Below are 21,650 nucleotides of genomic sequence, written 5' to 3'. Positions count from 1 at the left end.
CGGAGGTTTTTTGTTGCCTATTACGCCAAATCCTGCCTTTCAAAGCCAAACCCTGCAACATTCTCATAGGCATTTGCTCCTGCTTCTAATTTTAGGATTTAAGTAAAATTCTAAAACAAAATATAGTATGGATGTACAGCAAAAAGACCTATCGTATTTCAGATTACGACTGCAAGAACTGTTAAACAGTAGCTTCCCCGAAAAGGCACACGACCAAAAATTTATCGACCAGCGTTCTTCGTGGGCTTCCAATGCTTATGAGGGTGCTTTCAGGGCGGGAAACCCCATTGAGCAATGCAATGAAATAGCCAACTACATACTTTTTGAGGGCTTACACTTCTCCAAATTCGACACTGTTTTTCAGGTGGTATGCAATGAGTTTGATACCGTAATGGCAGATGAGGAACTGCGACCGTTTGCCCTTAAAATGTTCCCTGTCTGTGAGGCTGTTCTCGCAGGATATGAATTAACCGATGATTTCGCCTACGGTTATGAGTTTGATTTACTCTATACCGAACTGACTGGAACCATCGCAATATGGATAGAGGAAAATGGGCTTCAGTAAGAAGCAACATCTCCAACAGAATATTGATGCCCTGCGAATTGCTTTTAAACTGGAAAAGGAGAAACGGCAAGCCACCGTAGGCGAAAGACTGCTAATGATGCAATACAGCGGATTTGGCGGTCTTAAATTCGTGCTGAACCCCATAGCCAACGAAATAGACATCAATCATTGGAGAAAAACCGAACACGACCTTTTCCCTATTACGCAGGAACTCCACCAACTGCTCAAAGAAAATTCCGAAGACGATAAGCAATACCGCAGGTATGTGGACAGTATGAAAAGTTCCGTACTGACAGCTTTTTATACACCGCCACAGGTAATAGATGCGATTTCCGCAACCTTGCGTGAAAGAGGTCTGAACATTGATAAATTCCTTGAACCGTCCGCAGGTATCGGCTCATTCGTACAGTCCTTTTCGGAAAACCAACAAAGTATTACCGCTTATGAAAAAGACTTGCTCACAGGCAAGATTTTAAAACAGCTTTACCCCGAAAGCAATATCCGTGTAAGTGGTTTTGAAGAAATTCTCGAAAAGGAACAAAACAGCTATGATGTAATTGCCAGCAATATACCATTTGGCGATACTTCCGTTTTCGACCTTTCCTATTCCCGTAGCAGGGACAGTGCAAAAGTACAGGCAGCCCGAAGCATACACAATTACTTTTTTCTGAAAGGTGCTGATATGCTCCGTGAGGGCGGTTTGTTGGTTTACATTACTTCACAGGGCATTCTGAACAGCCCTAAGAACGAACCCATACGCAAGGCGTTAATGCAGGATAATAATCTGGTTTCGGTTGTTCGCTTACCCAACAATCTTTTTACAGAATATGCAGGTACAGAAGTCGGAAGCGACCTGATTATCCTGCAAAAGAATACGGCAAAACAAAATCTGACCGAAAGGGAAGATCTGTTTTGCCAAAGCAGGCAAACAGAATACAATACACCTGGTAATGCACTCTTTCAGGACAACACAAGGATTGTGCATACCGAACGTAAATTAGATACCGACCCATACGGACAACCTGCATTAATCTATACGCATAAAGACGGCGTTGAGGGAATTGCCAAAGATTTAAAACAAATGCTTTCCGAAGATTTTGGCAAGCACCTGAATATAGGTTTGTACAAAGGCGAACGGAACGATGAACCTATAATACAAATTCCGATTGAACCAACGGTTACACCTCCGGTTATTGAGCCTGTAATCATTCAGCCAAAACCGCAACCTGTACCCACGCCTGTAACCCATCGGGAAAGCCCACAGGAATTAAAGCAACTAAGCATCTTCGACCTGTTTGAAAATGCGGACGAACCTGTAATGGTTGCTGCTCCGCCCAAAAGAACCACGCAAGCCAAAAGGCAAAGCACTAAAACAAACCGCCGTGCAATAGGTCGCCAAACCGACCTGTTCAGTGCGATGCAACAACCTTATACGCCTCCTGTTACTAATAGACCTACCAATGGAAATACATCAGCCAACGGCAAAAAACAGGAAGTTATCGGCGACCTGTTTTCAAGTATCAATGAGAATGGCCAAGCTGATAAGCCAGCTATTCCCGATACCATTCCCGAACCTGCTCCGTACAGTGGCAAACTGCAATCGTTCCATCGCAACGATTGCCTTGTGGTGGATAATGGTTGGGTCGGTCATCTGCAAGATGTAGATATAGCAGACGGTACGGCTGTATTCCACCCTTTACAGTTACCGACCTTACAGAAAGCAAGAGCCGAAGCGTATATCGGGGTGCGTGATGTTTACCAACAGCTTTACACAAAAGAGGCACAGCATCAGACCGAATACAAAGAAGAAAGGGAAAACCTTAATCGCCTTTACGATGCCTTTATTAAAAGGTACGGCAACCTCAACAGTGCCGATAATATCAAGCTCATCAAAACGGATAGTTCCGGTAAGGAAATCCCTTATTTGGAACGTGTTATTGGTGGCGTGGTACACAAAGCCGATATATTCAGCAGACCTGTTAGTTTTTCTACTATAACCATAGCAACGGATAATCCCGAAGAAGCGTTATCAGCTTCGTTGAACAAGTACGGAAGCGTGGATTTGGACTTTATGTCCGAAATCAGCGGTATGCCTGACGATGCTTTGAAAGAAGCCTTACACGGTCGTATCTACTACAATCCACTTCAAAAGGAATATGAAATAGCCGAACGCTGGATTGCAGGGAACGTAGTGGAAAAAGCGGAGAAAGTCAGAGCCTATCTCGAAAGCAATCCCGATGATACACAAGCCAAAGAAAGCCTTACCGTATTAGAGGAAGCAAGACCAATACGAATTGAATTTGAAGAACTCGATTTTAATCTGGGCGAACGCTGGATACCCACAGGTATTTATGCCCGGTTTGCATCGCACCTGTTCGATGCAGAAGTCCGTGTCCATTATTCCGACAGTGCCGATGACTTTTCCGTAACCTGCAAACAGAAGAACGTACACATTTGGGAGAAATACGCCGTCAAAGCCCAAAGCCGGACGTATGATGGGATTGCCCTGCTCAAACACGCCCTTGTCAATACCACGCCCGATATTTCAAAAACAATAACGGTTGAAGGCAAAGATGTCAAAGTGCGGGATATGGAAGCCATACAAATGGCGAATACTAAGATTGATGAAATCCGCAACGCCTTTACCGATTGGCTTCACGCCCAAAACGATGAGTTCAAAACAAGGCTGACCGACCAATATAATGATACGTTTAACTGTTTCGTCCGCCCTAACTACGACGGCACACATCAGGAGTTTCCGGGATTAGACTGCAAGGGCTTAGGCATTAATGACCTGTATTCGAGCCAAAAGGATGCCGTTTGGATGATAAAGCTCAACAACGGGGCAATTTGCGACCACGAAGTAGGTGCAGGAAAAACGTTGGTAATGTGTACGGCTGCACAGGAAATGAAGCGTTTGGGGTTAGCCCATAAGCCTATGATTATCGGGCTGAAAAGCAATGTTCACGAAATTGCCGAAGCCTACCGCACGGCTTACCCACACGCAAAAATTCTGTTTCCTGGCAAGGAAGATTTTACGCCCCAAAAACGCCTGCGGATTTTTGGCGACATTAAAAACAACGATTGGGATTGTGTGATACTGACACACGACCAATTCGGAATGATACCGCAATCGCCCGAAATTCAAAAAGAAATACTCCAAATAGAATTAGACAGCGTAGAGCGTAACCTCGATGCCCTGCAATCGCAAGGCAAGGAAGTTACCAGAGGGATGCTTGCCGGAGTAATCAAGCGGAAAGAAAACCTCGAAGTCAAGCTCAAAACCCTGCAACACGATATTGAAAACCGAAAAGATGATGTGGTGGATTTTAAGATGATGGGCATTGACCACTTGTTCGTTGATGAAAGCCACCAATTCAAAAACCTGATGTTCAACACAAGGCATACAAGGGTTGCCGGATTGGGCAATGTGGACGGAAGCCAAAAAGCATTGAACCTGCTCTTTGCTATCCGTACTATTCAGGAGCGTACCAATGCGGATATGGGAGCAACCTTTCTTTCAGGAACTACCATCAGCAACTCATTAACGGAACTATATCTGCTGTTCAAATACCTGCGACCACGGGCATTGGAAAAACAGGGCATTCATTCTTTTGATGCGTGGGCAGCTATCTATGCAAGGAAAACGACCGATTATGAATTTTCTGTTGCTAACAACATTGTAGCTAAAGAACGTTTCCGATACTTTATCAAAGTGCCGGAACTGGCACAATTCTACTCCGAAATTACGGATTACCGAACGGCAAAAGATATAGGAATTGACCGCCCCAATAAGAACGAGGTGTTGTACAATATACCGCCTACTCCCGACCAGGAAGAATTTATCCAAAGTCTGATGGAATTTGCAAAAACAGGAAAAGGAGAACTACTCGGAAGAGCACCTTTATCTCCATCGGAAGAAAAAGCAAAGATGCTCATCGCAACGGACTACGCCCGTAAAATGTCTTTGGATATGCGGATGGTAAGCGGTGCGTATGATGACCACCCCGATAACAAGGCTTCGCATTGTGCGGCAAACATTACCAAGTATTACAACCAATACAACGCACAGAAAGGAACACAGTTCGTTTTCTCCGATTTGGGAACCTACAAGCCGGGCGAATGGAATGTGTACTCCGAAATCAAACGCAAGCTCGTGGAAGACCACGGCATACCTGCAAACGAAATCCGTTTTATACAGGAAGGCAAAAATGATAAGCAACGTAAGGAACTTATCAAAGGAATGAACGAGGGCAAAATCCGTGTGTTGTTCGGTTCCACAAGTATGCTCGGAACTGGCGTGAACGCACAGAAAAGAGCCGTTGCCGTTCATCATCTCGATACGCCGTGGCGACCAAGCGACCTTGCTCAAAGGGACGGCAGAGCCGTTCGAAAAGGTAATGAGATTGCCAAATTCTTTGCCGATAACAAAGTAGATGTGATTATCTATGCCGTAGAAAAATCATTGGATAGTTACAAGTTCAATCTGTTGTACAATAAGCAACTTTTTATAGACCAATTAAAAAACAATAACCTCGGCAAACGTACTATTGACGAGGGCAGTATGGACGAAAAATCGGGAATGAATTTTTCGGAATACGTGGCTATCCTATCAGGAAATACAGACCTGTTGGATAAAGCCAAATTGGAAAAACAGATTGCCGGGTTGGAAAGCGAAAAACAGGCGTTCAACCGTTCAAAGTATAGTGCGAAGTACAAATTGGAAGATTATACGGAAATGTTGCAAAGCACTCAATCTCGTTTAAACCGTATGAGCCTTGATTGGAATAATCTGCAAGAGCGTATCCAAAAACGGTCAGACGGTACAATCGTAAATCCTGTACAGTTGGATGGCTTACCGCCCAATGCCGATATTAAACAAATCGGTGCAAAACTCAACCAGATTGCGGACAAAGCCCGAACCGGAGGTCAGTATGAAGAAATCGGTACGTTATACGGATTTACGCTTTTGGTAAAAACGGAAATGTCCGAAAAAGAGGGTGTGGATATAAGGGTAAACCGTTTTTTGGTACAGGGCGAGGGCAATATCAAATATACCTACAACAACGGTGTGATTGCTAAAGATGAAAAGCTGGCTGCTACGAACTTCCTTAATGCACTGGAGAAATTGCCCGGCTATATCGAGCAGGAGCACAAGAAAATTACGGAGATACAAAAAGACCTGCCCATTCTTCAGGAAGTGGTTAACGGTACTTGGTCGAAAGAAAGTAAACTGGGCGAACTCAAAACGGAACTGGCTGCCGTAGAAAGAAAGATACAGCTATCTATTACACCAGAAACCAAACAAGATGCTCCGGAGCAGGCAGAAAAGCAGAAAGAAGCTCCAAAGGTTCAGGAAAGCATTATACGGACAAAAGGTATTCATTTGCCTCGTGGCGTATTGTAAAACCTGAACGGGCAGGCAATAAAAAAGGGAGGTCATTTAAGCCTCCCTTTTAAATTATCCGTCCTGTACCAAATGCTGCAAGTTCGGGTCATTCTTGATACGCTCCATTTCGCTAACAACAATATTCAGGATGTCTTTTTTTATCTGTTTGTAATTGCTTTCAATTTCCTGCTTCATTTTATCCTCGCCCTGCTCATTTACAAAAGATAAGATTTGGGGTATCTTTTGGTAGGCTTTGGTTTCGGCGGCTACCTTTTCATTATCTACCACGATTTCGGCGTGAAATATCTTTTGCTCGATACGTTCATCAAAGTTATCCGATACAGAACCGACAAACATACCCTGTGTAAGCGTTGAAATTTTGGAAGCCGGAATAAGGCTGTCTAACTGTGTGGAAATAGAGGTGGATTTATCATTGCGGTTAATGGTCATACTCTGACGTTTCTGTAATACTTTACCGAAACGCTCCGAAAGACTTTTTGCCGTTTCTCCAACCACCTGACCACTGAATATATTACCTACCGTATTCTGTATTACCTTGCTTTCCTTGTCGCCGTAATCCCTCGTTAATTGCGAAAAATCCTGGAAGCCCAAACATACTGCCACCTTATTACTTCTCGCAGTTGCAATAAGATTATCCAGTCCTCTGAAGTAAATCGTGGGTAACTCATCTATGATAACCGAACTCTTTAATTGTCCTTTTTTGTTGATGAGCTTGACAATTCGGGAATTGTACAACCCTAATGCTGCTGAATAAATATTTTGGCGGTCGGGATTGTTACCCACGCACAAAATCTTCGGCTCGTTCGGGTTATTGATGTCGAGTGTAAAATCATCCCCGGTCATTACCCAGTACAACTGCGGGCTAATCATTCTTGACAAAGGTATTTTTGCCGATGCTATCTGCCCTTGTAACTGGTCTTGTGCGCCACCTTGCCACGCATCCATAAAGGGCGACAAATAGTTTTCCAAATCGGGGTATGAGGTTAAAATCGTGAATACGTCCGAATACTTTTTGTTCAGCAATTCAATGGCGTGTGGGAACGTACAATACTTGCCATCCTCATAGATTTTCAGATACCAAATAATAGCAGCTAAAAGAATAATTGGGCTTTCCACGAAAAAATCGCCTTGCTTCTGTATCCACGACCTGTTGAGGTTTAGCATTATGGTATAAGCCGCTTCGTAAGCATCAGAAATGTCGGTCATAAAATCGGGATTGAGTGGATTACAACGGTGGCTCTTGCGTGGGTCGTCGAAATTTATCACGTAAAATTTCGGCTGTACCTTGTATTTATCCCGGTGCTTTAGTAAATGATTGTAGGCGATAGTCGAAAGGTCGTCAAACTTGAAATCGTAGATGTACATACTAAAGCCTTTTTCTATCTGCTGCTTGATGTAGTTGTTTACGATGGCATAAGATTTACCGGAACCCGGAGTACCCAACACGATTGATGCCCTGAAAGGATTTACAATGTTTATCCAACCGTTGTTCCATTTGCCTTTGTAGTAAAATTTGGTGGGCAGGTTGACGGAATACTCGTTTTCCATCAGCTTGGTTTCCTGTTGAAAGCTCTCGTTTTCGTTATTGAAAACATCGTCCATTAGGTTGGTACGGAGCAATCGGCTCATCCATACGCCTGCCATCAGCAAGGCGATATAACCTAACGAGATAGTAAGAATATACAGAAATGTGCTTGTTGCGGGGGATAGCTTTAGCAATGGTGTGTTCAGGAAGAACAGCGCAAAGCCAATGCCCAACGCCACATAAATTTTAGACCAGGTTATCTTCTCATTCTTTACACCCTTTGTCCCTAAGCAACTCAAAGCCAGTAAAACCAAAGCGAATGCTTTTGTATAAAGGGTATGTGAAAACAAGCCCGCCGTACGGTCGAAATTGCCTAACATCTTGTTGATTACTTCCAACGTCCAGCCACGTTCTAAAAAGAAACCGTAGCAGAACCAATAAAGGTGCATCAGCACCAAAAGAATACTGACTGCCCGCATAAAAGCCATTATTTTGGCAAGCCCTCTTAAATCGTCTTCTCCCTGCATTATTTTAAGTTTTAATGTTCGGGCGTGAATTTAAAGGCTGTTGCTGTCGGCTCTTAAAATATGGCAGTAAGTGGCGTTGTGTGGCAGTATTTGGCAGATTAGTATAAAATGAAAAAGGTAGCAAATCGCTACCTTTTCAACCTTATTGTAAAATTGATTTTGTCCTTATTCTTTCTCAAAAGTAACGGCTTCGTCCATCTCGCCCCTTGTGAGGCTCAATTTAATTTACAAAATCCTCTCTTCTAATTTTAATTTCATCATTATATCGGTTTGTTCATCATCGCCTAATTTGAAAATATGCTTGTCAAATTCAACAAAACCATTTTTCTTATAAAAGCTGATTGCCCGAGGATTTTCTTCCCAAACACCTAACCAAACGTAGTGTGCATTTTTCTGTTTGGCAATTTCAATAGCTTTTTCATAAAGCACTTGTCCGACTTTTTTACCGTGAAATTCCTTTAAAACATAAATGCGTTCAATTTCAAGTGCTGTGTCGTCTTGCAATTCTGTTTGCGATTGCCCGAAATTGATTTTCAAATAACCAACTAATTCGTTTTCAGATAAGGCAAAATAAAACTCGGAACTTTCATTGTTCAATTCTTCTATTAGCTTTTCATTGGAAAATCCCTCCTCTAAATATGTTGTCATATTCTCTTCTGTATTACTCGAAGAAAATGTTTCTGAAAATGTTTGTCTGCCTATCTGTTGCAGTTGTTCAATATCGTTTAATGTTACTTTTCTTATTTCCATTGGTTCCATCTATTTTAAATTCCATTCGTAGTTAAGCCATTCGGTATTTTCTCTTGCTCCTAATCGTTCATAAAATTTCACTCCTACTTTATTCCACGGTGCAACCGTCCATTTTATTTGACTGCAATTATTTTGTTCTGCTTCAGTTTTTAACGCATTCATTAGTTGTTCGCCAATTTTCTGACCACGATAATTTTCGTCCACATAGAGCTCTTTCATATAAATAGCAGGACGGTTTTGGGCTGTATAAGGAAGAAAATAATAAACCAACATTCCTGCGATTTTATCATTATCTTCTGCCACAAGGCAATAAAAATCGGGTGGGTTTTTCTTAAATCCGCTGTTTCTGACAATTTCGGGTGTAATGGCAAAACTGTCAATGTATTTTTCAAAAACAGCCAATTCTTTCATTAAATGCCAAACTTTCTCGCTGTCCTTTTCTTCGGCTTTTCTTATTGTTATATTCATTTTTTTAAAACATTATTTAATGAGCTGATACGGCTTTCAGCCCGACAATCGAGCCTATTAAAGTGATAAGAAAAAGTATTCGCAGAAATGTTGCAGGCTCTTTAAATACAAGAATACCGACTAAAACTGTTCCGACTGCTCCGATACCTGTCCATACGGCATAAGCCGTTCCGATGGGCAAAGTTTGGGTTGCTTTAATCAAAAGTCCCATACTCATAGTAAGGGTAACGAGAAAACCTGCATACCACAAATACATTTCATTTCCTGTTGTTTCTTTTGCTTTTCCCAAACAGAATGCAAAAGCCACTTCAAACAACCCTGCTACAACTAAAATTATCCAATTCATTTCCTTTGTTCTTTATCTGCAAAGGTCGGAAACGGAATTGAGGTGAAATTTTACAAATGATAAAAAATGAGCCGTTCACTTTATTTCTGCCCTAATTCTGCTCAAACTGACTTGTGTTATACCTAAATAAGAAGCAATGTGTCCTAATTGCACTCGCTGGACTATATCGGGACTGTTTTTCAAAAGTTCCTTATATCGTTCGGTAGCTGTTCGGACTTGTCGAGAAATAAGCCTTTCTTCTGTTTTTATAAGTTCTTTTTCGGCAAATCTTCGCCCCCAATTTGCAATATGTATATCATTCTCAAAAAGTCTTTGTAAGACTGTTGTTTTCAGTTTATATAATTCGCAATCTTCCAACAACTCTACATTTTCATATCCTTTCTGATTGGCTATATAGCTTTTCATTGAAATAATAGTATCGCCCTCTTTGCCAAACCAAAAAGTGATTTCATCATTATCTTTATATGAATATGCTCTTGCTACACCTTTCTTTATAAAGTAGATGTTCTTTTCAATTTTATCAGCTCTCAAAAGAATATGCCCTTTTTTATATTTAACCTCTGTAATTGATTTCTTGAGCAATTCTTTTGAAGTATCTGGAAGCGGATATATATTCTCAAGTAAAAGGTCTATGTTCATTAATCCAATGCTGATTTGTTGTAACAAAATTACAAAATAAAAAAATGAGCTTCGTTATATGTGGTGTGAAGACTGAAGCTGTACAACCTTAAAAATGAAACATATATTTCAATCAATAGATATTTTTTACAACCTACTACCTTTCTTCTTTTTCTTCTTCATTTTATTGGCAAAATCCTGTTCCTCGTAATCTTCGCCCTGGGCTTCGGGCAATAAGCCTCCCAGTGCTTCAATCAAACCATCTTCGTGTTTACCAGTAGTTAAGAAGTCGAACAAATGGTGTGGTTCTTCCGCAGGAAGATCCGCATCATTTGATGTAGATATTTTCGGTTGTAATTCAACTGGCTCTTTAATCTCCGGTTTGATATTATTGTTCCAATAATCATTAAAGGCATTGGCAGAAAGTTCCTTGCTCAAACGTGAACCGTTCCAAACCGCTTTAGAATTGTGGTCTATAAATGTCATTCCGTAAATACGCCCTGTATCATTCCTCCGCACCACTACGTTAATTCCCTGCTCGGCTAATTGCTTCTTAAAGCCCATTTCATCAGTTGTTGATTTCAAGGCAATGGTAACGGCTGATTGTAAGGTCTGCTTGGTTGGACTATCTTTTAAATCCGTTTTGCATTTCGCAAAATACAGTTCCAAAGCCGGAAGCCCTGCATCTTTACCAAACAAAGAAGCCTTGAACGGATGCCCGGCTCTTTCGCCTTTCTCGTTTAAAGGAATGTATAATAAACCCTGCCGTAGCTGCCCCTGCAATTCGCCCTCTACTTTTTCGGTGGTAATATTGAACAGGGAAAGCAAGGCATTGTATTCGCCCAAAGTCTGAAACTTATAGTAATTTGGTAAGTGGCGAACTACTGAAGCGATTTGACTTTTCACATCTCCAGCTTTGTAGTTTACCGGGCGGAAAACCTTGTCGTTCTGCCGATGCTCCTTATCAGTTGCGGGTATCAATCCGTGTTTTCTTTCCAACTCACGGCACACATTCATAGACCGCATTTTCTCGAACTTGTCCGAAATCTTTTTACCCTCTTCGTCCACGCAAACCGATACAATGTGTATATGGCTGCGGTCAATATCCGTGTGTTTGAACACCACAAAAGGCTGTTCTCCGTAACCCATTTCCCGCATATACTGTTCTGCCATCTCCCTAAACTTATCATCGCTTACTTTATCATTCGGGTCAGGATTGAGCGAAATATGCAACGTATGTTTTTCGGTATTGCGGTTGGCTATCAGGTAAGGCGCAAAAGACTGGGCTAATTGTGCAACGGAATAATGCCCGTTAGCGGTTTCAATCATCTTATTGGCAAACAAAATCTGTCCGTTTTCATTCTCCACTTTGAGCTGATTGTACGCCAATGCTCCGTATAAATTTCCGCTTCTACCGATTTTCGCTATCATTTCTAAGGCTGTTTTTTCAGGTACTTTGCTTCAAATTCCTCGGTTAGCTGAATAATTTTTTGGCATAGCATCGCCATTTCAGCCGTCTGTTTTTCCAATTTGTAGAGGAACGCTGCCGCTTTTTTCTCGGAAAAATGCTTGTACAACAGCTTTACAATCTGGTTATAATTTACACCTATGGAACGGAACTGGCTGTGAAAAGAGGTTAGCCGCATATAAAAATCAACCGTTCCTTTGTCAATCTGAATGGTCTTTATGGTCTTGTCAAAGATGCAGGACGTTATGAAATGCGCCTTTACCTGCATACCTGATTTATCAAACAGGGTAAGAAAACGGGCGTGTTCCTGCTCGTTAAAGGAAATCGTATAGCGGATGGTCGCCGGGTCTTCTTTTGGGCGGCGTCCGGTCTTTTTCAATTGCTTTTTGTTGTTATCGTTCATCACTAATCCATTTTAAAATCCATACAAAACCCTGACTTCGGAAGGTGTTTTCTGCCCCCTGCAAAGGGCAAGTTGTTTTGAGCATCGGAAATCATTCCGAGATGCTCAAAACACAACTTGCCGTGTTCCGTTGAACACAAAAATCCGCCCTTCGGGACGGATTAAATGTAACAGGGAAAACGGCTCGATGCCGTTCCCGTTACCCTCCATTTTGTCAAAAGACTTTTGCATAAATCCGTTAATAATAATCATTGTACAAAGTAAAGCCCTACCTGTAAGAGTATTGCAATGCGATACCCGGACAAAGACTGCCTTTGAGTGCCAAACACTGCCACACCTCAATCAGCGGATAAATCAATCGCTTTATTTGCCGTATAATTTTAGTGCAGGTAGTAAAAAATGTATTTCGACAAAGAAGAAAATCAGGTTTGCAAACAGGCAGTTTGGAATAAAAGCATAAGGTTTTAAAAGCATAAAACAATAAAAGTGTAAAAGCATAAAAGCGGTAAAGCAATTTACCTATTGTAAGGTTTGCCACTTGCTAAAGAATGTGCCTGACAAGGCAAAAATGAAAGCAAATACCTGTGCAGGAAAGTACGCAAAAGGGAATGCAGGAATATAGGAATGAGGTAATAATCAGATAAACCAATATTCAATCCTGCAAAACAAATAAAGTGTGTAACAATAAATTTTTAAATAATGGAAACAACAAAGAAAACTTTAAAAATCAGCTTCTCCACCCAAAAAGGCGGTGTGGGAAAATCTACAATGACCACCTTGCTGGCAAGTGTGCTTCACTACCGTTTAGGTTTTAATGTGCTGGTGATGGACTGCGACTTTCCGCAACACAGCCTGACCAATATGCGTGAACGGGATAAGAGAACCATAATGCAGAACGACTACCATAAAAAGGCGGCAATGAAGCAGTTTCAAGCCATCAACAAAAAAGCGTACCCGATTATCAAATGCAAGGCTGAAACAGCTCTGGAGAAAGCATCGGAATACAGAAGCCAGTCGGCGGTTGTGCCGGATGTTATTTTCTTCGACCTGCCGGGAACAGCCAATACCAAAGGTGTACTGACAACCTTAAAAAAAATGGACTTCATCTTTTCGCCCATTACTGCCGACCGTTTGGTAGTGGAAAGTACATTGGGCTTTACCAAAGCCTTTCTCGGACTTCCCCAAACGGACGAGGGCAATCCCGAACAAGAGATGTGGCTGTTCTGGAACCAAGTGGATGGCAGGGAAAAAACAGGTTTGTATGATGCGTATCAAAGTGTCATCAAAGAACTCAACCTGCCCATAATGGAAACAAGGATAATGGACAGCAAGCGTTTCCGAAAGGAAACAGACGACACAGGCAGTTATGTATTCAGGTCAAGTTTGCTGCCTGCCGAACCACAGTTAATGAAAGCAACTAAAATGGATTTGTTTGTCGAGGAATTTTTAAAAATCACTCATCTATAAAAATAGTAAAGTATGGCTTCAGATAACAAAAACAACGATTTTGAAAAGCCCAATGTTGATGAGGAATACCTTATGAACGTCATAAGCGGCGATGAGCCTGTTGCTCCACCGACCATTAACAAAAAGCAGGATGTACCAAAGGAAAACAAGCCCAGGGAAAAAGCCCGTAACAGTTCATCAAAGAAAGCGGACTACGAGGAAACGTTTTTGGTCAATCGTTTTCCATCGGGGCGTAATGGCAAGGTCGTTTACATACGCCCTGAATACCACGAAAGATTGCTCCGCATCGTTCAACTGACAAGGGAAGAAAGAACAACGCTCTACTCTTACATTGACAATATTCTTGAACATCATTTCAGGGAGTACGGGGACGATATTACCGATTATTTCAATGAACATTTTAAACCCATTCTATAATGAAGAAAGATAAAAAGAACAGGAATACTGTTGCAGCCGGCAGCAACTCCGATACAGTTAGCAATACAGCTAAAACAACCTATGAAAACGCATTTATGCAAATGAATAAAATGCAGAAAAGAGGCAATAAAAGCATATACCTAAGTCCTGAACATCACGAGCGTTTAACCCGCATAGTCCAGATTATAGGCGATGATAAAATACCCTTGTTTGCCTATCTCAATAATATTCTTGAACATCATTTTAAAGTATTTGAAGATATGATTACAAAAGAGTTCAACGAAAAGTACAAAGGCTTGTTTTAAAAAACCTACGTTATGGAAATAGTAATTGTGATATGCCTGCTGATAGTCATTGTCCTGCTTTTACAGGATAAGATTGTCATTAAGAAAAGGACAAAACAAGAACCTCCGCAGAAGAAAGTCAATCCGAACCTGCCCGATATTATGGGGCAGCCAAAATCCGTAGAACGCCTTTCAATGCCAAACGCTGCCAATGAACGCCAAATTGAGGAACCGGAGATAAACCCCGCTAATTTAGACATTGAATACGACGAAAATGAAAACGTCGGCATTCAAATCCGCAAGGAAGAGCTGGACGAAGTTTTCAGTAATATACCTGATTTGGAGGAAGAGGAAGAAGATTGGAACAGGTACGGAATATCCGGTGGCGATGACGGTTTTGCCCAAGGGGTTACCTTTGAAGAACTAAGCTCCGTGGGGGTGTTGCTCCAAAAAGAAGAATTGGAACCAGCCCAAAAGGAAACAGCGATAGCCATAGTTCAAAAAATACAGGGAACCGAATTATTCAGCCTATTGGAGAATTCTATGGAAGATGCTTCCCGAAGAATAGCCGAGCTTTTGGATAGCACCCTTTCATCTGAAACGGAAGACAGTTCTTCCACTTTGCGGAAAAGTGATTTGAGTGATTTTGACATTGGGGAGTTTGTTTAGGCAAGCTCCCTTTTGTATGTTAGACACAAATTAAAAATTGTTCAAACGCTATAAAACTAAGTGCCCGCTATTTTTACAAATTTTGGAGTATCGAACTTCGGTGTAATTGTTGGCATATCTACTTTGACTGATATTGGCATTGGAAAATCAACTCCCATAATAATTGCTTCTCCTGACCCTAAAGATGGTAAAAAAGAAAGAGTTTCTTTATTGGCAGTCGAGCAAGCACTCGCGATTGCTTCCTTATCTTGATAATTTATCAGCCTATGAGTAATGAATGTTCCCATTTGACTTAGCGTACCAACAGGAATATCTCTTGGCATTTGTGTTGATAAACATAGAAATAATCCATATTTACGACTTTCTTTAGCAATGTTATCAAAAGCATTTAATTCTGTGCTTTCAAAATATTCATCCTTAATTTTCTTGTTTAAAAACTGATGGGCTTCATCTACAAAGAGAATTAGAGGATTTTCTCTGAAAATATTAGTTCGAGCTTTATTCAATAAGTATCTTCCCAATGAATTTGCCAAGATTTCTCTTGCCTGAAAATTATAAGGTACATTTTCAAAACCAATTCTTAAAATATTTAATTCTGGATTATTCAAAAACTCGTCTATCTTGGTTATTAGGTTATTTGTGGTTGGAGCATTAAATCCAAACATACCGGAATAATCATTGTCCGATATTACATTGTTAACACGCATTATTAAACTCGTTGCATTTCCATAATTTCTTTCATCTCTATTGTTTGCCCAACGGTCGTTGAATATTTGAAAACATTCATTCCCTATTTGCCTGTGGAGTAGATTTATACTGAAATTATTTATTGTGAAATCTTCTATAATAGATTTATAAGTAAAGTAGGCATTATTATATGCCGCAGTAATATTATTTTGTTTTACAACTAATCCATTATTTATAACTACTTGCTGACCCCTGAATGTAAAAGTATCGTTAGTTCCATCATTATTATGTCCATTATTAGGAATATTCCCTAATAAGCAATGTGCAACTTTTAACGACTTAATAGCTTCCAATAAAACGGGTTGCTGTACTTGTCCTGATGGTCTGAACAGAACGAATAAATCATTAATGGTTAAATTCTGATATGGAAAATAGCTTTCTGAAATCAGTGTTGAATGGTCAACTTTTGGATGAGCATCAAATGTAGAGTATTCTCCCGTTGGGTCTAAGATTATAGCTTTTGCTCCGGTTTCTATAACTCCCTCAATAAATTTGCTGATGGTATAACTTTTCCCTCCTCCTGTTGTACCAACAACCGCACAATGACGACTAAATATCGCTTGCAAAGAAATATCTACGGGAACATTTTTATCGTATATCAAATTCCCCATTCTAAAAGTAGGAGAATGTTCGATATTTTCGGGTTTTATGCCAAAGGTTTTGAAATGTGTAGAAAGAAATTCCGACGAACAAATGAATACCTTAGAACCAATGAGTGGGAGGCTATTTATCCCTTTTTCTATTCTACTCGGGTCAAACAAATCAAATGATAAAAGAATTTCTATTCTTCCTACTGGATGAAATGCTTTAGTTGAAAAAGTTCTTTCACTTAATTCCAACCGTTCTTTTTCAGGTAACGATATTTCCAACATTTTTCCCAGAAAACCTTTTTCCTCTCCCTCAACAACAATATAGTTTCCTACAAGTCCACCTCTCAACACTTCTGCGTGGTGAACAAATGTTTTCATCAAAACAGAAGACGGGAAATGCACTTTCACAAATGCAGGGGATACAAAATTTACATACCCAAGAAAATGACTGTGATTAAAGGGGCTATTGCTCATATCTAACTATTAGGGATATTAATTACTATTTGTCGTGTATCTTCCTGATTGTAAGATTTTAAGTCAGGATAATTCTTAGCGAAATCCTCAAAGGTTTCTGAAACAATAGATATATTGGAATATTTGTTTGCAGCATCAATAAAGGGTTTCATATTTTCGTTGGTTTCATCTATCCCTTTATTTACAATCATCAATTGAAAGCCTGGATTTTGTTCCAAGGCTTCGATGATTGCGGTTACGATATGTTTATCCCCGAAACTAAAGCCTATTGTAATAAGGAAAACATTCTCCTTTCTCAAATTGGACTGGAACCTCGACATCATTTCAAAATACGGCTGTTCATAAGAGCTTTCATATTTTGATTGATGTGGATATATCATCAATGGTTCGTCAGGTTCTTCTTTTTGTATAATCTTGTTGTCTTGCTTTTCCCAATTTACAGAACCGTGTAATTTGTACAAATGGAAAACTTTTTGAATAAAATTGTCTTCTTCTTTTACTCTACTTTGATTGCGGGAAACAATATCGTAATCATAATTACGCCCACTAAATATTCTTGGTTGAGAAAATGAAAACCCGTCTATAACAACAAAATTGCTTTCACAAGCTGATTGTTCAAACATTAGGTCATAATTCAATGTAAACAGCTTAAATCTTGGTAAAGTAACTTTGCGTTTCGTTATTTTATTTAATAAGAGCGTATGTGGCGAATTATCTGGCAAACTCAATTGACAGGCTTCTTTGATAAAATCTTTAATTTTGTTTACACAATCCTCAATATCTATATCCTCTTTGGGTATATATGGTATAGCAGGTGTTGCCATAGAAAGAACCTTTTCTAAATTCTTTACTATAGAGCCATCATCCCATTTTTCATCGTAGCCAATAGTTTCAAGTAACTTTCCAAAAACATCGGCTGTTAAAAGAGCTTCCGCATCATCCCATAAGTTTGCCATCGACTTACCCAACTTCCCATCTTTTCCCCAACCAATAGATGACCCTGCACCAGTTAGAAGTAATAAATTCTCAAACTGATTATTTAGAGTTTGGGAGTATTTATTCCTATTTGTTGCAATTGCATAATCAATTCTATTTTCGGTACTTTCTTTGAAATCGTGAAGTTTGCCGTCGATATATACTTTTATATCAGTAGCATCACTATCATCATAAGCAACAGAACTGTTATTGTTGAGTAAAATGTATTTCATATTCGCATATTTTATTTGTTAACCTTTTTATTGCCAAAGAAGAGTTGTTAAAAACCTAATCTGCATTATTCTTGATTGCATTTAATTCTTTTAAAACAATTTTTAAAGCCTGCTTTCCTATTTCTTTATCGTCAATAAGTCCCTTTATTTTATCTGAAAACCATAAAACCAATAGCTCATCAATTGGGGTATTCAAAAATTCTGCAAGCTTTTCGATGTGTTTTCTTGGCAATGGTCTTTCTTCATTTTCGACTTTACTGATAAAAGCACTATCCAGTTCCAATGCAGCCCCAACTTCCCGTAGGAACAATCCTTTACTTTCTCTTAGTCTTTTTATGTGTTTTCCAAATGCCATTTTGCTTTTTTAAGACTTGTCTAAATATGTCAAATTTAAGCAAAATAGTTTAATAAATACGGATTTAGACTTTCTATAAAGCCACTCACTGCCAAATCATTCCTTTGACTGCCACTTTATTATAACGCCCTGATTTCTGAAACACCTTTGTTCCGAAAGTCCGCAAGGTGCGGGATAACAATAACAAATTAATGTGTTTCAATTATGGAAAAACAGAGAAAAAAAGTTTTGCTGGCAGCCGTGGCTATGCTGTCAGGAATTGGTGCGTTCGCACAGGGAAACGGCTCGGCAGGTATCAACGAGGCTACCCAAATGGTAACTTCCTATTTCGACCCCGCAACCCAATTAATCTACGCCATCGGTGCGGTCGTGGGCTTGATAGGGGGCGTTAAAGTTTACAATAAGTTCAGTTCGGGCGACCCCGACACATCGAAGACTGCGGCAAGCTGGTTCGGTGCGTGTATCTTCTTAATCGTAGCGGCTACCATCCTGCGTTCATTCTTCCTTTAATCCTTTGCTTTATGAACAATTACAACATAAACAAAGGCATTGGCAGGACAGTGGAATTTAAGGGACTGAAAGCACAATACCTGTTCATTTTCGCTGGCGGACTGCTCGGTACGCTCATCCTCGTGATGATACTGTATATGGCAGGCGTAAACTCTTACATCTGCCTGTTCCTCGGAGCAGGCGGTGCTTCGCTCATTGTGTGGCAGACCTTTTCACTAAACAGGAAGTACGGCGAACACGGGCTAATGAAAATCGGAGCAGGAAAAAGACATCCCCGATACATCATTTGTCGCAAGCCTGTACACCGCTATCTGAAATTCACTCCTAAATCGAATGCCCTATGAGAAACGTTGCAAAGACAACAACGCTGGAAAACAAATTTCCTTTGTTGGCAGTAGAAAACAACTGCATCCTTTCCAAAGATGCGGACATTACCGCCTGCTTTGAGGTTCGTTTGCCGGAACTGTTTACGGTAGCATCGGCGGAATACGAAGCTATTCACTCCGCCTGGCATAAGGCTATCAAGACCTTGCCGGATTTTACGGTCATCCACAAACAGGATTGGTACATCAAAGAAAGCTATGCTCCCGATTTGGCAAAGGAAGACCAAAGTTTTTTGGCTAAATCCTACCAACGCCATTTTAATGAGCGACCATTTCTGAACCATTATTGTTACCTGTTCCTGACCAAGACCACTAAGGAAAGAATGCGTATGCAAAGCAACTTCAGTTCGCTTTGCAAAGGTACGCTCATACCAAAGGAAATCAGGAACAAGGAAACGATACACCGCTTTATGGAAGCGGTGGCACAGTTTGAGCGTATCGTGAACGATAGCGGTTTCATAACCCTGCAACGCCTTACCGAAGATGAAATCATCGGAACGGACGAAAAGCAGGGATTGTTGGAACAGTACCTAACCCTGTCAAGGGAAAGCGGAACACCGATGCAGGACATCGCACTCGGAACGGAAGAAGTCCGTATCGGAAACAAAAGGTTGAGCCTGCACACCTTGTCCGATACAGACGATTTGCCCGGAACGGTATCGGCTGATACCCGTTTTGAAAAGCTATCCACCGACCGGAGCGACTGCCGTTTGTCGTTCGCTGCTCCCGTGGGATTACTCCTTAGCTGTAACCATATCTACAACCAATATTTGTTTTTGGATAACAGCGAAGACAACCTGCAAAAGTTTGAAAAGTCCGCCCGCAATATGCACTCTTTGGCAAGGTATAGCAGGGCAAACCAAATCAACAAAGAGTGGATAGAAAAATACCTGAACGAAGCCCACAGCTTCGGTCTGTCGTCTATCAGGGCACACTTCAACATTATGGCGTGGTCGGAAGACCCTGCGGAGCTGAAACAGTTAAAGAACGATTGCGGTAGTGCATTGGCATTGATGGAGTGTAAGCCTCGCCACAACACTACGGACGTAGCCACTTTGTTTTGGGCTGGAATGCCCGGCAATGCAGGCGATTTTCCGAGTGAGGAAAGTTTTTACACTTTTATCGAACCTGCCTTGTGCTTCTTCACAGAAGAAACCAACTATCACAATTCGCCCTCGCCGTTCGGTATCAAGATGGCTGACAGGCTTACAGGAAAACCTATCCATTTGGATATTTCCGACCTGCCTATGAAGTGTGGCATTATCACGAACCGGAACAAGTTTATACTTGGTCCGTCAGGTTCGGGAAAATCGTTCTTCACAAACCATATGGTAAGGCAATACTACGAACAGGGCGCACACGTATTGTTGGTAGATACGGGTAATTCTTATCAGGGCTTATGCGAACTCATCAAAGGAAAGACCAAAGGTGAAGACGGTGTTTATTTTACGTACACCGAAGGCAACCCGATTGCATTCAATCCATTTTACACGGATGATGGGGTTTTCGACATCGAAAAGAGAGAAAGTGTTAAGACCTTAATATTGACACTATGGAAACGTGATGATGAACCGCCAACCCGTTCGGAAGAAGTGGCATTATCCAATGCCGTATCAGGTTATATTGAACGTATCAAAACAGATGATGTTTACCCATCATTCAACGGTTTCTACGAGTATGTCAAAGGTGATTACCGCAAGGTACTCGAAGAAAAACAGGTAAGGGAAAAAGACTTTGACATTGCAAATTTCCTGAACGTCCTCGAACCCTACTACAAGGGTGGCGAATACGATTATCTGTTGAACTCCGACAAGCAGTTAGACCTGCTTTCCAAACGCTTTATCGTGTTTGAAATTGATGCGATTAAAGACCACAAAATCCTCTTTCCCATAGTCACAATTATCATTATGGAAGTTTTTATCAACAAGATGCGGAGGCTGAAAGGTATCCGAAAACTCATCCTGATTGAAGAAGCGTGGAAAGCGATTGCCAAAGAAGGAATGGCGGAATATATAAAATATTTATTTAAAACCGTCCGCAAATTCTTCGGAGAGGCGATTGTCGTTACGCAAGAGGTAGATGATATTATCCAGTCGCCCATTGTAAAAGAAAGTATCATCAACAATTCCGACTGTAAAATCCTCTTAGACCAGCGTAAGTATATGAATAAATTCGATGACATACAGGCAATGTTGGGGCTTACAGATAAGGAAAAAGGTCAGGTACTTTCTATCAATATGAACAACGATGCAAGCCGACTGTACAAAGAGGTTTGGATTGGCTTAGGTGGTACGAACTCGGCAGTCTATGCCACCGAAGTTAGTTTGGAGGAATACCTCGCATACACCACCGAAGAAACCGAAAAAATGGAGGTAATGCAATTAGCTTCCGAATTGGACGGTAACGTAGAACTCGCCATTAAGCATATCGCAATGCAAAGGCGTGACAAAGCAAATCAATAGTCAT

General features: G+C 40.7%; 19 protein-coding genes. 9 read left to right on the top strand and 10 right to left on the bottom strand.

What is annotated here, in order from left to right:
- Nucleotides 1-127: 127 nt before the first annotated feature.
- Nucleotides 128-565 (top strand): DUF1896 domain-containing protein, encoded by a 438-nt coding sequence (locus ACFSQJ_RS12570; protein WP_120181168.1) that lies wholly within the window; start codon nt 128-130, stop codon nt 563-565.
- Nucleotides 552-5,972 carry an N-6 DNA methylase gene (locus tag ACFSQJ_RS12565; protein ID WP_120181169.1) on the top strand — a complete coding sequence of 1,807 codons (5,421 nt, stop codon included), beginning with the start codon at nt 552-554 and terminating at the stop codon, nt 5,970-5,972. Before ACFSQJ_RS12570 ends, ACFSQJ_RS12565 begins: the two co-directional genes overlap by 14 nt.
- A gap of 54 nt (nt 5,973-6,026) precedes the next feature.
- Here the strand turns inward: ACFSQJ_RS12565 and mobC are convergent, their stop codons facing one another.
- The 7 genes from mobC to mobA all read right to left on the bottom strand — a co-directional run bounded on the left by mobC (nt 6,027) and on the right by mobA (nt 12,080).
- Nucleotides 6,027-8,027 carry a conjugal transfer protein MobC gene (gene mobC, locus ACFSQJ_RS12560; RefSeq protein ID WP_120181170.1) on the bottom strand — a complete coding sequence of 667 codons (2,001 nt, stop codon included), beginning with the start codon at nt 8,025-8,027 and terminating at the stop codon, nt 6,027-6,029.
- A 225-nt stretch (nt 8,028-8,252) separates the two neighbouring features.
- On the bottom strand, nt 8,253-8,786 hold the full coding sequence (locus tag ACFSQJ_RS12555; RefSeq protein ID WP_120181171.1) for a GNAT family N-acetyltransferase: 534 nt from the start codon (nt 8,784-8,786) through the stop codon (nt 8,253-8,255).
- Entirely contained in the window at nt 8,787-9,245 is a 459-nt protein-coding gene (locus tag ACFSQJ_RS12550) for a GNAT family N-acetyltransferase (RefSeq protein WP_120181172.1), read from the bottom strand.
- A 16-nt stretch (nt 9,246-9,261) separates the two neighbouring features.
- Entirely contained in the window at nt 9,262-9,591 is a 330-nt protein-coding gene (locus ACFSQJ_RS12545; RefSeq protein ID WP_120181173.1) for a DMT family transporter, read from the bottom strand.
- Between the two features lie 75 nt (nt 9,592-9,666).
- A complete protein-coding gene (locus ACFSQJ_RS12540) occupies nt 9,667-10,230 on the bottom strand; it encodes a Crp/Fnr family transcriptional regulator (RefSeq protein ID WP_120181174.1) in 564 nt (187 codons plus the stop codon).
- A 126-nt stretch (nt 10,231-10,356) separates the two neighbouring features.
- Nucleotides 10,357-11,640, bottom strand: coding sequence for a conjugal transfer protein MobB (gene mobB, locus ACFSQJ_RS12535; protein WP_120181175.1), 1,284 nt, complete (start codon nt 11,638-11,640; stop codon nt 10,357-10,359).
- Nucleotides 11,641-11,642: 2 nt separating this feature from the next.
- Nucleotides 11,643-12,080 carry a conjugal transfer protein MobA gene (gene mobA, locus ACFSQJ_RS12530; protein ID WP_120181176.1) on the bottom strand — a complete coding sequence of 146 codons (438 nt, stop codon included), beginning with the start codon at nt 12,078-12,080 and terminating at the stop codon, nt 11,643-11,645.
- A gap of 699 nt (nt 12,081-12,779) precedes the next feature.
- Between mobA and ACFSQJ_RS12525 the strand changes: the two genes are divergently transcribed.
- From ACFSQJ_RS12525 to ACFSQJ_RS12510, 4 genes are read left to right on the top strand one after another with little or no spacing between them, the layout of a single operon-like run.
- Nucleotides 12,780-13,547, top strand: coding sequence for a ParA family protein (locus tag ACFSQJ_RS12525; RefSeq protein ID WP_019974889.1), 768 nt, complete (start codon nt 12,780-12,782; stop codon nt 13,545-13,547).
- Between the two features lie 12 nt (nt 13,548-13,559).
- Entirely contained in the window at nt 13,560-13,964 is a 405-nt protein-coding gene (locus ACFSQJ_RS12520) for a DUF3408 domain-containing protein (RefSeq protein ID WP_066434606.1), read from the top strand.
- Nucleotides 13,964-14,269: a DUF3408 domain-containing protein gene (locus tag ACFSQJ_RS12515; protein WP_066434593.1), complete on the top strand. Its 306-nt coding sequence runs from the start codon at nt 13,964-13,966 to the stop codon at nt 14,267-14,269. Before ACFSQJ_RS12520 ends, ACFSQJ_RS12515 begins: the two co-directional genes overlap by 1 nt.
- A gap of 12 nt (nt 14,270-14,281) precedes the next feature.
- Nucleotides 14,282-14,917, top strand: a complete 636-nt coding sequence (locus tag ACFSQJ_RS12510) for a hypothetical protein (protein ID WP_019974892.1) — start codon at nt 14,282-14,284, stop codon at nt 14,915-14,917.
- Nucleotides 14,918-14,973: 56 nt separating this feature from the next.
- Here ACFSQJ_RS12510 and ACFSQJ_RS12505 read toward each other — a convergent pair whose 3' ends face one another.
- Genes ACFSQJ_RS12505 through ACFSQJ_RS12495 form a run of 3 tightly spaced genes read right to left on the bottom strand, consistent with a single transcriptional unit; the run spans nt 14,974 to nt 18,291 of the window.
- Complete coding sequence (locus ACFSQJ_RS12505; RefSeq protein WP_026357461.1) at nt 14,974-16,728, bottom strand: ATP-binding protein; 1,755 nt, start codon at nt 16,726-16,728, stop codon at nt 14,974-14,976.
- A gap of 2 nt (nt 16,729-16,730) precedes the next feature.
- Nucleotides 16,731-17,936, bottom strand: a complete 1,206-nt coding sequence (locus ACFSQJ_RS12500) for an SIR2 family protein (protein ID WP_019974894.1) — start codon at nt 17,934-17,936, stop codon at nt 16,731-16,733.
- A gap of 55 nt (nt 17,937-17,991) precedes the next feature.
- The gene (locus ACFSQJ_RS12495) at nt 17,992-18,291 is read right to left on the bottom strand and encodes a helix-turn-helix domain-containing protein (RefSeq protein ID WP_019974895.1); all 300 of its coding nucleotides are present in this window, start codon (nt 18,289-18,291) and stop codon (nt 17,992-17,994) included.
- 204 nt (nt 18,292-18,495) lie between these two features.
- On the opposite strand from ACFSQJ_RS12495, the gene ACFSQJ_RS12490 reads away from it, so the two are divergent.
- Genes ACFSQJ_RS12490 through ACFSQJ_RS12480 form a run of 3 tightly spaced genes read left to right on the top strand, consistent with a single transcriptional unit; the run spans nt 18,496 to nt 21,646 of the window.
- Nucleotides 18,496-18,801, top strand: a complete 306-nt coding sequence (locus ACFSQJ_RS12490) for a DUF4134 domain-containing protein (protein WP_002979435.1) — start codon at nt 18,496-18,498, stop codon at nt 18,799-18,801.
- Nucleotides 18,802-18,812: 11 nt separating this feature from the next.
- The gene (locus ACFSQJ_RS12485) at nt 18,813-19,145 is read left to right on the top strand and encodes a DUF4133 domain-containing protein (protein ID WP_019974897.1); all 333 of its coding nucleotides are present in this window, start codon (nt 18,813-18,815) and stop codon (nt 19,143-19,145) included.
- Nucleotides 19,142-21,646: a TraG family conjugative transposon ATPase gene (locus tag ACFSQJ_RS12480; RefSeq protein WP_123860958.1), complete on the top strand. Its 2,505-nt coding sequence runs from the start codon at nt 19,142-19,144 to the stop codon at nt 21,644-21,646. The genes ACFSQJ_RS12485 and ACFSQJ_RS12480 overlap by 4 nt, the downstream gene beginning before the upstream one ends.
- The last annotated feature ends 4 nt before the right edge of the window (nt 21,647-21,650 follow it).

This window comes from Croceitalea marina (genome assembly GCF_042684265.1).
GTDB classification, from domain to species: domain Bacteria; phylum Bacteroidota; class Bacteroidia; order Flavobacteriales; family Flavobacteriaceae; genus Croceitalea; species Croceitalea marina.
Note: the sequence above shows the minus strand (reverse complement) of the source record. Positions and strands in the feature narration are given on the sequence as shown.

Bases quoted from the DNA above. Each gene is read 5' to 3' on its own strand.
- ACFSQJ_RS12570 (WP_120181168.1), top strand. From the start codon at position 128: ATGGATGTACAGCAAAAAGACCTATCGTATTTCAGATTACGACTGCAA.
- ACFSQJ_RS12565 (WP_120181169.1), top strand. From the start codon at position 552: ATGGGCTTCAGTAAGAAGCAACATCTCCAACAGAATATTGATGCCCTG.
- mobC (WP_120181170.1), bottom strand. From the start codon at position 8,027: ATGCAGGGAGAAGACGATTTAAGAGGGCTTGCCAAAATAATGGCTTTT.
- ACFSQJ_RS12555 (WP_120181171.1), bottom strand. From the start codon at position 8,786: ATGGAACCAATGGAAATAAGAAAAGTAACATTAAACGATATTGAACAA.
- ACFSQJ_RS12550 (WP_120181172.1), bottom strand. From the start codon at position 9,245: ATGAATATAACAATAAGAAAAGCCGAAGAAAAGGACAGCGAGAAAGTT.
- ACFSQJ_RS12545 (WP_120181173.1), bottom strand. From the start codon at position 9,591: ATGAATTGGATAATTTTAGTTGTAGCAGGGTTGTTTGAAGTGGCTTTT.
- ACFSQJ_RS12540 (WP_120181174.1), bottom strand. From the start codon at position 10,230: ATGAACATAGACCTTTTACTTGAGAATATATATCCGCTTCCAGATACT.
- mobB (WP_120181175.1), bottom strand. From the start codon at position 11,640: ATGATAGCGAAAATCGGTAGAAGCGGAAATTTATACGGAGCATTGGCG.
- mobA (WP_120181176.1), bottom strand. From the start codon at position 12,080: ATGAACGATAACAACAAAAAGCAATTGAAAAAGACCGGACGCCGCCCA.
- ACFSQJ_RS12525 (WP_019974889.1), top strand. From the start codon at position 12,780: ATGGAAACAACAAAGAAAACTTTAAAAATCAGCTTCTCCACCCAAAAA.
- ACFSQJ_RS12520 (WP_066434606.1), top strand. From the start codon at position 13,560: ATGGCTTCAGATAACAAAAACAACGATTTTGAAAAGCCCAATGTTGAT.
- ACFSQJ_RS12515 (WP_066434593.1), top strand. From the start codon at position 13,964: ATGAAGAAAGATAAAAAGAACAGGAATACTGTTGCAGCCGGCAGCAAC.
- ACFSQJ_RS12510 (WP_019974892.1), top strand. From the start codon at position 14,282: ATGGAAATAGTAATTGTGATATGCCTGCTGATAGTCATTGTCCTGCTT.
- ACFSQJ_RS12505 (WP_026357461.1), bottom strand. From the start codon at position 16,728: ATGAGCAATAGCCCCTTTAATCACAGTCATTTTCTTGGGTATGTAAAT.
- ACFSQJ_RS12500 (WP_019974894.1), bottom strand. From the start codon at position 17,936: ATGAAATACATTTTACTCAACAATAACAGTTCTGTTGCTTATGATGAT.
- ACFSQJ_RS12495 (WP_019974895.1), bottom strand. From the start codon at position 18,291: ATGGCATTTGGAAAACACATAAAAAGACTAAGAGAAAGTAAAGGATTG.
- ACFSQJ_RS12490 (WP_002979435.1), top strand. From the start codon at position 18,496: ATGGAAAAACAGAGAAAAAAAGTTTTGCTGGCAGCCGTGGCTATGCTG.
- ACFSQJ_RS12485 (WP_019974897.1), top strand. From the start codon at position 18,813: ATGAACAATTACAACATAAACAAAGGCATTGGCAGGACAGTGGAATTT.
- ACFSQJ_RS12480 (WP_123860958.1), top strand. From the start codon at position 19,142: ATGAGAAACGTTGCAAAGACAACAACGCTGGAAAACAAATTTCCTTTG.